Raw genomic sequence first — 9,958 nt, 5'->3', positions numbered from 1 at the left:
GCCACAAGGCTGTGCTCGCTCTCGACCCGGGTTTCCGTACGGGTTGCAAGGTGGCCGTGCTCGACGAGAACGGCAAGTTCTTGGACCACGGCATCATCAAGCCGCATGAACCGCACAACGACAAGGCTGGCGCGGCTGTCTACCTGATGCAGCTTATCGACAAGTATAAGATTGACCTCATCGCTATCGGCAACGGTACCGCAAGCCGCGAGACCGATGCCTTCTGTGGCGAGATGGCTCTCAAGTTCAAGGGCAAGGTGCCGCCGCGCGTCATCGTTTCCGAAGCCGGAGCTTCGGTGTACAGCGCAAGCATGATTGCTATTCAGGAATTCCCGAAGGAAGACGTGACGACCCGTGGCGCTATTTCTATTGGTCGCCGCCTGCAGGACCCGCTTGCCGAACTCGTGAAGGTCGATCCGCAGTCCATCGGTGTTGGTCAGTACCAGCACGACGTGAACCAGCGCGAACTCAAGAAGCGTCTCGACGAAGTGGTGGAAAGCTGCGTGAACATGGTCGGTGTCGACGTGAACAGCGCATCCGCCCCGCTCCTCTCTCATGTGGCAGGCCTCAGCAACACGCTCTCCGAAGCGATTGTGAAGTACCGCGAAGAGAACGGCGCCTTTGCAAGCCGCGACGACTTGAAGAAGGTGAAGGGATTCGGCCCGAAGGCCTTCGAACAGGCTGCGGGCTTCATGCGCATCCCGGGTGCTGAAAACCCGCTCGACGATTCCGCCGTGCACCCCGAAAACTACGCCCTCGTGGAACAGATGGCCGAAAAGGTCGGCGTTCCGGTGAAGGACATGGTCGGCAATGCCGAAGCGGTGAAGGCAATCAAGCTCGACGAGTTCCTCTCCGACGAAGTGGGTAAGGCTACCTTGGAAGATATCTTGAAGGAACTCCAGAAACCGAGCCGTGACCCGCGTAAGGAATTCCGTTATGCGAAGTTCGATGACCGCATCAAGACTATCAACGACCTTGTGACGGGCAGCTGGATGGAAGGTGTCGTGACCAACGTCGCTAACTTCGGTGCGTTTGTGGATATCGGCGTTCACCAGGATGGCCTTGTTCACATTTCCGAAATCAGCGACAAGTACGTGACCGACGCGAAGGAAGTCCTCACCGTGGGCGACGTCGTGAAGGTGCGCGTGGTCGCTGTGGATGCGAACCAGAAACGTATCAGTCTCTCGATGAAGCAGGAACAGACCGACGGCGTTGCCGGTGCGGGAGCCAGTGGCCCTCGCGGCCAGCGAGTTGGCGGTCCCCGCGGCAACTTCGGTGGCCGCGGCCGCGATAACAATCGCGGCAATGCACGCCCGCAGGGCGGCATCCAGGGCCACGCGACTATCGCCGACCTCAAGAACAAGATTGCGGGTAAGGAACGTCCGGGCTTTGCTCCGAAAAAGCCTGCCGCTCCTGTCCAAGTCGGCAAGCTCAACTCCATGCTCAAGCAGATTATGAAAAAGGCCAAGTAGCGCCTTACCAAGTAAAGGTTAGTTCACAAAGATCGCCCCGCCGGGGCGATTTTTTGTGTTAAAAAATCTTTTTCGTCAATACAATTTTACACAAAAATTACCGCACTATCGTTTGTTGGGGGGTATTTTTATCTTGGGTGCCGTGGGATAAACACATAGGAGGCTTTATGCGTTCGTCCATTTCCGTCTTTTTTCTCTCGCTGATGATGTCTGCTGCATTGGCGTTTGCGCAGGAGGATGCCGACGAGGCCCTGCCGTCCGATGAAGAAACGGCTCTCGAACAGGATGAATCTAGCGACGATGCTTCGTCTAGCGAAGAATCAGTGGCGTCTGACGAGGAATCCGCATCCGATGAGGCTTCTGAAGGGGAAGTTGCAAAAGCTCCTTCGGGTGATTTCAAAGGTAAAATTTCGCGTAAAGGAAAAGATTGGTACCTTGGAGAAACCAAGGTGGATCAAGATGTCATTATTGACGAATTGAATGCCAACTCCAGATCGGCCAGTGAATATCGTACTTCCAGGGTTTTCTTTTATCCGGGTGTGGTTTTGGCCGGTGCTGGTGTAGTCACTTTTGGCTATGGTGTCGTTAATTTGATTATGGGCGAAAGCGGCGTTGGCTTGCCTGCCACTTTGGCTGGCGTGGGTGTTGCCGGTGTTGGTGTCTTGCTCTACTATATCGCCGGCAAATACGTAGATTCCTCTATTCGCATTTACAACTTGGAAGTGGGCTACGACATGGCTCTGCAACTCCAGGTGGTTCCGACCCAACAAGGTGGCCTAGCTTTAGCGCTTGCGTTCTAGCGATAAACTAAGTTCGAAAAATCATTCTAAAAAAACGAACCCCGAGGTTGGATACAACCTCGGGGTTCTGTTCGTTGTACGGACGTTTTAAATTATTCGTACTTGATCACGCCGGCCGGGCAGCTGTCAGCAGCGTCCTTGATTTCGCTTTCGTAAGCGGAGAAATCGACGCCTTCCTTCACCTGCATCTTTTCGGGAACGCTGAACACTGCGTCGCAAGTTGCTTCGCAGGCGCCGCAGGAGACGCATTCGTCGCTGGATTCGTCGAGCCAAACTTTCGTGATTGCCATATAATTACCTCTTGTGTATGGTTGAATTTAACCTAAAGATACAAAAAAAAAGACTTTTGGGAGAAAAAAAAGCAGAAGGAGTTTAAAAAAGTGATTGAAATGGCGAAAAAACACTTTTGATAATTGTTTTATATTTTTTACTCGAATGCGTAAGCTTGTATGCCTCATATTTGTTTTTTGTGTGTTCTCTTTCGCCGAGGTGAACGGCGATTCTGTTAAGGCTACAGGAATCTTTGAACGTTATAGCGACGATTTAATGAAATCAGATTATTTGGTTTCTCTTGGCGGGGATTTGACTGCTTGGACGAACCATGTCGATGCCTTTATTGGCGTATGGATGGGTGCGAAAATCGTGAATGGTTTATATCTGAATACTCTATTGATAGGAAACCATTTTCTTTCGGATGAAACGGATTCATGCACAAGGGTCGGTGCTGGAATGGTCGTGAATGGTTCGCTTCTGGGGGCTTCGTTTATTTCGGCTCTCTTTTTTAATTCCAGTACGCTTATTGCACCTACGTTCGCTGTGATAACTTTGCTGAACCCCACTCTGGAATTTTTTATTTTGCGCAAATACGTTCCTGTTTCCATCGGTGTGGGCTACAATACGGATTGGTTCGCCTTCAGTCCAGGGCGTGAACTCTATTTCCGCGCCCATGGCGATTTGAACGTGAATATCCTTTGGGCCAGGATTTCGGCCTCTTATTCCTATTCCTTCCTGGATTCCTACGATTTGAAAAAGGGGTCCAAAAAGTTTTACTTGAAGGTATTCTTTGGTCCGCTTGGGGATTTTCCTCTAATTTCCCGTTATTGAAACCTAGCCGTTTTCATCTCTTTTTCTAAATTTGGGTTGAATTTTTCAAAGAAAACGAGAGGAATATTTCCGCGATGAAAAAAGTGGTTGTAAAAATTGGTGGCAGCCTGGCAATCGACGAAGCCAAGCTCGCTGATTTTGTGTCGGCAGTCTCTGCACTTCCCGGTAGCGGCTGTCAGGTGGCCGTGGTTCACGGCGGCGGCAAGGATATCAACGAGAATATCGCCTTGCTCAAGGAACAACCGACATTCATCGACGGGCTGCGAGTCACGACCCCCGGCATCATGAAGATGGTCGAGATGACCCTCTCGGGCCACGTGAACAAGAAGCTCGTGCGCATGTTGCTGAACAACAACTGCAACGCCATCGGCATTTCCGGCGTGGACGGCAACCTGTTCCAGGTCGTCAAGAAACAGGGCAAGGTGGACCTTGGCCTGGTGGGCGAAATCAAGCAGGTGAACCCGAAGATTGTCGCTGACCTGTGGAGTGCCGGTTGGACTCCGGTGGTCAGCCCGATTTCCATTGGCGAAGGCCAAAGCTGGAACGTGAACGCCGACACCGCCGCAAGTGAACTGGCTGTGGCGCTCGAAGCCGACCAGTTCGTGCTGGTGAGCGACGTGCCGGGCGTGATGGACGAAAACAAGAACGTAATTCCCGAACTGAGCGAAGCGGACGCCGAAAAGCTGATCGAGGCTGGCGTCATCTCCGGCGGTATGATTCCCAAAGTCCGCGAGAGTTTCAAGTCGATCCGACGAGGACTCAAGAGCATCCACATCGTGGGTTGGAAGGACGCGGAACACTTTGGCAAACAAATTAATGGAGATTTAAACTATGGCACAATCTTGCGCTAACCTGTTGGAACAGGACAAACAAATTATCGCGCCGCTCTACGGCAAGGCAGACATCAACTTCGTGAAGGGCGAAGGCTCTTACCTCTTTGACGACCAGGGCAACAAGTACCTGGACTTCGTGGCAGGTATCGCCGTGAATGCGCTCGGTCACCAGAACCAGGCCATCAAGGATGCGGTGGTGGAACAGATGAACCACTTCAACCACATCAGCAACCTTTACCCGAACTACCCGCAAATCGAACTCGGCAAGGCCCTCCTCGAAATCACCAAGTTCGACAAGGCTTTCTTCTGCAACTCCGGTACCGAAGCCAACGAAGGCGCTATTAAGTTTGCACGTAAGTACTTCGATCGGAAGGGTGAAAAGAATCGCCAGAAAATCGTGACGTTCGTGAACAGTTTCCACGGCCGTACTTTTGCTGCTCTTTCTGCAACGGGTCAGCCGGCTATCCGCGAAGGCTTCGGCTCCATGCCGGGTGACTTCGTACACGTCACTTGGAACGACTGCGAAGCCCTCAAGAAGGAAGTCAACAAGGACACTTGCGCGATCATGCTCGAAAGCCTCGCTGCCGAAGGTGGCGTAATGACGCTTTCGAAGGAAATGGTCGAGACCATCAACAGCTTGCAGAAGGAATGCGGCTGCCTCGTGATTGTCGACGAAGTGCAGGCTGGCGTGGGCCGTCTCGGAACCTTCCTCGGTTTCGAAAAGTATGGCTTGAATCCGGACCTCGTAACGCTTGCCAAGGGTATCGGTGGCGGTCTCCCGCTCGGTGCCGTTCTCCTGCGTCAGCACATTGCCGACCAGCTCAAGGCCGGTGATCATGGCACGACTTTCGGCGGTAACCCGATTGCATGTGCCGCAGGTCTCGCTGTCGTGAAGCAGATTCCGGGTCTCCTTAAGAATGTCGCCGAACGCTCTGCCCAGATTAAGGCTGGTCTCAAGGCTCTTACCGAAAAGTACAGCTTTGCCAAGGAAATCCGCGGCGAAGGCTTGATTCTCGGTGTGGCTCTCGACGAAGCGATGCCGGTGGGCAACATCATCTCAGCTGCCCGCGCCGAAAAGCTCATGGTGCTGAGCGCCAAGGGCAACGTGCTGCGTATGTTGCCGCCGCTGAACGTGAGCGAAGCGGAATGCGATGAGGCTCTTGCGAAGCTCGGCAAGGCTTTCGAAGTCGCTGCTAACACGGCAAAGTAATTTAAAAGATTGGCGGTTCATGATTTCATGGCCGCCATTTTTTTGTTTAAAAACAAAAGACCCGTTGGCTTGTCCAACGGGTCTTTTAGATATCCTTTCTGACTATCGAAGATTAGTTCTTCGGACGCATGTAGAGTTCTTCGCAAACCTTCGTGAAGTCGTAGTAGTGGCGACCCGTGAAAATGTACACGGTGAAATCCCACACGAGCTTCCAGAACGTCTTGGCCTTGTTTTCTTTCAGCCTGTACCAAGAGCCGTCCGGAGTCTTGCAGTAGTAATCGTTGTTTTCGAAATCAAGGCTGTCGCTTTCAACCTTGTCGGGTGAGTCAATTTGGGTAATGGTGGTGTCGCCGCTGTCGATGAGGTCTTCGATTTCCTTCTGCTCGGCGCTGTCGAGCTTTTCCATATTGTTTTCTTTATCTTTGTCGGTCACGACAGTTGTTGTGTCTGTCTTAACGGTGTCCTTGGCGACTTCCGAAGAAGAACTCTTGGCTGTCGGCTTGGAGCTGCTCGAAGAGGACTTGCTTGTGTTGTCGTTGTTGTCTTCATCATCTTCCATGCCCGGCACGCGAATCTTTCTGGCACTGGAGCTGGACTTTGCTTCTTCTTCTTTGCTAGAAGAACTGCTAACTTCATCTTCGGAATCGTTCTTGACAGAAGAAGACGAAGACTTGTCTTTAGCGCTGTCCTTTTTCTCGTCGTCCTTGCTGGCGGAGCTCTTCTTGGATTTGGATTCGCTAGACTTTGCTTCTTCCTTCTTGGAAGAACTGGATTTGGCCTTTGTTTCGGCCTTTTCTGCGCTGCTTGAACTGACGCTGTTATCGTCTTCCAGTTCGCTTGCTGGAATCTGCGTGACTTCAGAATCGGTAGTGCAGTTGGTGAAAGTGAAGGCCAACATGAGAATGGCACTTACACCGATGAGATGACTGAGGGACTTCATATTTAGCTCCTGTTAAAAAGTTCCGTAAATATAGCAGTTGTCTGTAATCTCTTAAAGGTTTTTTATCGATTTATAGGCCTTATGTACATTTCGTCGCAAACTTCTGTGAAATCATAGTAGTGGTGACCCGTCAAAATATACACGGCGATGTCCCATACAATTTTCCAGAACGTCTTGGCCTTGTTTTCTTTCAGCCTGTACCAGGTGCCGTCCGGAGTCTTGCAGTAGTAATCGTTGTTATCGAAATCAAGATCGTCGTCATTAACCTTGTCTGGCGATTCAATTTGGGTAATGGAGGAATCGCCACTGTCGATCAGGTCCTCGATTTCCTTTTGCTCGGTACTGTCGAGTTGTTCCATGTTTTCTTCTTTATCTTTATCGGTAACGACAGTCGTCGTGTCTTTGGAATTGTTGTTTGTACTGCTGGAACTCGGCGGCGGTACTACGACAGAGGACGAAGACTCTTTTTTGGATGACGATGATTCCTTGGAAGAGGAACTATTCTCTTCTTCCATGCCCGGAACATGGGGCTTCCTTGCGCTGGAACTGGACTGTTCGGTTCCAGTGGAATCGGTGGATTCTTTTGTGCTGGAACTCGACACGCTGGTATCGTCTTTGCTGGAACTAGAATCTTTCTTGCTAGAACTGGATGATTTTACGGTTGTTGTGTCATCGCTTTGTTTTTCAGAAGAGGACTCGGCAGAAGTTTTCTTAGAAGAACTGGATGCAGAAGTCTTCTTGCTGGAAGAACTTGTGCTAGTCTTTGATTTTTTTGAGGAACTGCTGACAGCATCCGATTTCTTGGATGAAGAAGAAGTCTCTTTTGTTTTGCTCTTGGAAGAACTAGATGCGTTGGCTTCGTCATCGTCGACGGTCGCATCTTCGTCAAGTACGGAATCATCTATAAGATGCAATCCATTGAGGTCGTCATCACCGACCGCTACAACCTCGGATTCTGTTGAACAGCACCAAAACAATGCAGCAAGGATTAATACTCCAAATATGCAGACTTTCTCAATGGGGTTCCTCATTGGTGGATCTCCTTTTACTCCAAGTTAGAATAATTAAGGAGAAAGTTCAATAAATGTAATAAAAAAGTTACAAAAATTACGGAGAATGTACAGGGATTTCGAAGGAATCCATGAGAGCCCCATTCCATTAATGGAATGGAGGGGCTATTCCTTGATTGTCGGGGCCTGGCGGGCCACGGGAGCGAGCTGTCCGTGCTTGCGGAACAGGTGCTTCACGAGAGTCCCGAATCCACGCATCACGCGGTAGCGCTCGCGCGGGTTCTTGATGGCCATGATTCCCTGACGCAGGATGTAACTCGGACGCAGGTAGAATTCACGGCGTGCCTTGTCGCAGAAGTCCACAAGCGCCTGGCTGGTGAGTTCTCCGCGCTGGATGGTGGTGCGGTGGAACCCGTCCTTGTCGAGCCACTGATTATAATCTTTTGTCTGCAATGCGCCGCTCTCGAGGGCTTCCTTGTAAGCTTCGGTGCCGGGGTAAGCCATGATGGGGTAGAACTGCGCTGTGTTGGGGTTCAACTTCTTGGCGTAGTCGAGCGTCATGCGGAGTGTTTCCGGAGTGTCTCCTGGGTTACCGACCATGAAGCAACCGTGTACCAGGAGCCCTGCTTTGCGGGCGTTCTTGGTGAACTCAATGGCCTTGTCGGTGTTCTTCACGCCCTTGTGGATGTTCTCAAGCACCACGGGGGAGGCACTTTCGAAGCCCACGCACATTTCGCGGCCACCGGCCTTCTTCATGAGTTTGAGCAAATCGAGCGGGACATCGGCGCGGGCGTTGCAGCTCCAAGTAATCTTGAGACCGCGTTCCAAAATCAGGTTGCAGATTTCGCGCACATGTTCGTGGCTTGCAGTGAACGTATCGTCTTCGAAGAAGACTTCGCCGAGGTCTTCGAAGTTGTCCTTGATGTACTGCAGTTCGTCGACCACGTCTTTGGGCGTGCGGCGGCGGAACTTGTGGCCGTTGAGCGTCTGCGGAATCACGCAGTAGCTGCAGCGGTTCGGGCAACCGCGACCCGAGAGAATCACAATCAGCGGGTTGAGGTTTGCGCCGTAGAAATATTTTTTGTAGCAGCTGTAAAGGTGCTTGCGGTAAACCTTCGAAACCCACGGGAGCTCGTCCAGGTTCTCGATTTTCGGGCCTTCGGGCTGGAAGTCTACAGAGCCGTCTTCTTTGCGGAAGGCGAGGCCCGCGATGCTGGCGATGTCCTTGATGTCGCCGCGCAAGTAGCGTACGAGGTTCCTTGCGGTGTAGTCTGCCTCGCCGATAATTACGAAGTCAAGGCTCGGTTCCATTTCCATGGATTCGAGCGGTTCTGCCGTAGCATGAGTCCCCATGATGGCGACCTTCACGTTCGGAAGCGCTTCTTTAATGGCGTGTACCACCTTGAGGTCGTTCAAGATGCTTGGAGTGCTAGTGCTGCATACGACAAGAGCGGGGTCGAATATCTTGATGCCTTCCAGAGTGTGCGGAAGGTTGAGCTCCATGGCGGGGCTGTCTATGAGCTGGATGTCGTTCCCGTCGGCTTCGACTGTGCCTGCGGCATAGCTCAGGAACATGGGCCAGTAAAGGGTAGAGGACTTGGTCACGCACGGACTGCGCGACTCGCGGCTAAACATCGGATGAAACGGCGGATTTAAAAAGGTAATGCGCATAGACTCGTACATGATACAATCAGTTGCAAAAATAGCTACATCTTTGTTGATGCTGTTTCTTGTCTTATAAAAACAGAGCGAAAAATAGCTAGATTTTCCGCCGATGAAAAATCTTCTTTTCATGCTGGTTGTTTGGGGCGTCGTAAGCGTTCCTGTTATTGCTGCACCCGCAGGAAATGCTGCGGGCCATGTGGCGGATATCGGCAGCGCAAAGCCTGCCGAGGTTACGCACGATACGATTGTCACCAAGTTCGATAATGGTTCGGTATCCCGTGTCTATTATGTGTTGCATGGTACAGAAACTCGCGACGGAGTCTCCGTGACGTACCACCCGAACGGCAACGTGGCCATTGAGGCCCCTTACGTGGCGGGAAAGCTGGACGGTGTTTTCCGCAGCTATTACGAGAATGGCAAAGTCTGGAAAACCATCGGCTATAAGAACGGCATAGAAGAAGGTTTTTCCATTTCGTTCCACGAAAACGGTGTGCGTGCGCTCCGTGAATCCTACAAGGCCGGAATCCTTGACGGGGCAAGCGAGGAATGGAACGAAAAAGGAGTCCTCGTCCGCCGGATCCCCTACGAGAAAGGGCAAATTCACGGCAGAGCCCAGATGTTCGATGAACTGGGCGCGTTAAAAGAAGAAATGGATTTCGTGCGTGGAATTCGCAACGGCATTTACCGTCGTTATCAAAAAGGCGTGTTGACGATGGAAGCCGAGTTCCAGAATAACCGCTGCGTCAAGAATTGTAGTTTCTAGCAGTGAGCTATGAGGTATGAGGTATGAGGTATGAGGTCGTGCTTCGCACTCTGAGGTAACAGACGGAGATTGCTTCAGGGCTTTGCCCTTCGCAATGACAAGTTTTCCCTAACCACCAACCACTAACTAAAAAGAGGCTAGAGACTAGAGAGTAGAGGCTA

At 51.4% G+C, this 9,958-nt stretch carries 10 protein-coding genes; 6 read left to right on the top strand and 4 right to left on the bottom strand.

What is annotated here, in order from left to right:
* Together Q0Y46_RS14495 and Q0Y46_RS14490 are read left to right on the top strand one after the other, a co-directional pair.
* The coding region (locus Q0Y46_RS14495; RefSeq protein ID WP_297948473.1) for a helix-hairpin-helix domain-containing protein at positions 1-1,472 on the top strand (1,472 nt) is incomplete at its 5' end.
* Positions 1,473-1,639: 167 nt separating this feature from the next.
* Positions 1,640-2,272, top strand: a complete 633-nt coding sequence (locus Q0Y46_RS14490; protein WP_295678291.1) for a hypothetical protein — start codon at positions 1,640-1,642, stop codon at positions 2,270-2,272.
* A gap of 92 nt (positions 2,273-2,364) precedes the next feature.
* On the opposite strand, the gene Q0Y46_RS14485 is transcribed toward Q0Y46_RS14490, so the two are convergent.
* On the bottom strand, positions 2,365-2,562 hold the full coding sequence (locus Q0Y46_RS14485) for a ferredoxin (protein WP_088636941.1): 198 nt from the start codon (positions 2,560-2,562) through the stop codon (positions 2,365-2,367).
* Between the two features lie 181 nt (positions 2,563-2,743).
* On the opposite strand from Q0Y46_RS14485, the gene Q0Y46_RS14480 reads away from it, so the two are divergent.
* The 3 genes from Q0Y46_RS14480 to Q0Y46_RS14470 all read left to right on the top strand — a co-directional run bounded on the left by Q0Y46_RS14480 (position 2,744) and on the right by Q0Y46_RS14470 (position 5,419).
* Positions 2,744-3,376, top strand: coding sequence for a hypothetical protein (locus Q0Y46_RS14480; protein ID WP_297948469.1), 633 nt, complete (start codon positions 2,744-2,746; stop codon positions 3,374-3,376).
* Positions 3,377-3,450: 74 nt separating this feature from the next.
* The gene (gene argB / locus Q0Y46_RS14475) at positions 3,451-4,227 is read left to right on the top strand and encodes an acetylglutamate kinase (RefSeq protein WP_295678295.1); all 777 of its coding nucleotides are present in this window, start codon (positions 3,451-3,453) and stop codon (positions 4,225-4,227) included.
* Positions 4,208-5,419 (top strand): acetylornithine/succinylornithine family transaminase, encoded by a 1,212-nt coding sequence (locus Q0Y46_RS14470; protein ID WP_297948464.1) that lies wholly within the window; start codon positions 4,208-4,210, stop codon positions 5,417-5,419. Before argB ends, Q0Y46_RS14470 begins: the two co-directional genes overlap by 20 nt.
* Positions 5,420-5,531: 112 nt before the next feature.
* Here Q0Y46_RS14470 and Q0Y46_RS14465 read toward each other — a convergent pair whose 3' ends face one another.
* The 3 genes from Q0Y46_RS14465 to Q0Y46_RS14455 form a co-directional block, all read right to left on the bottom strand.
* Entirely contained in the window at positions 5,532-6,359 is an 828-nt protein-coding gene (locus Q0Y46_RS14465; protein WP_297948461.1) for a hypothetical protein, read from the bottom strand.
* A gap of 62 nt (positions 6,360-6,421) precedes the next feature.
* A complete protein-coding gene (locus tag Q0Y46_RS14460) occupies positions 6,422-7,390 on the bottom strand; it encodes a hypothetical protein (protein WP_297948457.1) in 969 nt (322 codons plus the stop codon).
* A 144-nt stretch (positions 7,391-7,534) separates the two neighbouring features.
* Positions 7,535-9,040 carry a radical SAM protein gene (locus Q0Y46_RS14455; protein ID WP_297948454.1) on the bottom strand — a complete coding sequence of 502 codons (1,506 nt, stop codon included), beginning with the start codon at positions 9,038-9,040 and terminating at the stop codon, positions 7,535-7,537.
* A gap of 103 nt (positions 9,041-9,143) precedes the next feature.
* Between Q0Y46_RS14455 and Q0Y46_RS14450 the strand changes: the two genes are divergently transcribed.
* Positions 9,144-9,797 carry a toxin-antitoxin system YwqK family antitoxin gene (locus Q0Y46_RS14450; RefSeq protein ID WP_297948451.1) on the top strand — a complete coding sequence of 218 codons (654 nt, stop codon included), beginning with the start codon at positions 9,144-9,146 and terminating at the stop codon, positions 9,795-9,797.
* Positions 9,798-9,958: the final 161 nt, after the last annotated feature.

It is taken from the genome of uncultured Fibrobacter sp. (genome assembly GCF_947305105.1).
Taxonomy (GTDB): domain Bacteria; phylum Fibrobacterota; class Fibrobacteria; order Fibrobacterales; family Fibrobacteraceae; genus Fibrobacter.
The sequence above is the reverse complement of the archived record's forward strand: the minus strand, read 5'-3'. Positions and strand labels throughout refer to the sequence as shown.